Annotated in this window: 1 protein-coding gene; it reads left to right on the top strand. The window is 50.4% G+C overall.

Translation table 11 applies throughout. From position 1 onward, the window contains the following. On the top strand, window positions 1–456 hold a 456-nt coding region (locus RX395_RS10055), incomplete at both ends, for a recombinase family protein (protein WP_316367365.1).

Genomic DNA, 456 nt, shown 5'->3' with positions numbered 1-456 from the left:
CCGCTTACCTGCGGACTTCCCTGGAGGACTTTAACCGTGCTCATGGCCTTGCCGACCAAAGCCAGTCTATTAGCAACCAGCGGAAGGTAATTTTAGAATATGTTCAGCATAATCCAGAGTTTTCTGAAGTTCAAATCAGAGAGTTCATCGACGATGGGCTGACAGGTACCAACACGGACCGGCCGCAGTTTCAGGCGATGATCGAAGCTGCACGGCGCGGTGAGGTCAAGTGTATCATCGTCAAAGACCTTTCTCGATTTGGCAGAAACTATCTGGATGTGGGCGACTATCTGGAGCACATCTTCCCCTTTTTGGGGGTCAGGGTCATCGCGGTCAACGATGGCTATGACAGCAAACAGTATGAGGGCAAAACCGGCGGGATGGATATTGCCTTTCGCAATTTCATGTACGAAAATTACAGCCGAGATCTTTCCATCAAGGTCCGTTCCGCAATGC

Origin of the sequence: Collinsella aerofaciens, assembly GCF_032584215.1 — a bacterium.
GTDB lineage: Bacteria > Actinomycetota > Coriobacteriia > Coriobacteriales > Coriobacteriaceae > Collinsella.
The sequence above is the reverse complement of the archived record's forward strand: the minus strand, read 5'-3'. Positions and strand labels throughout refer to the sequence as shown.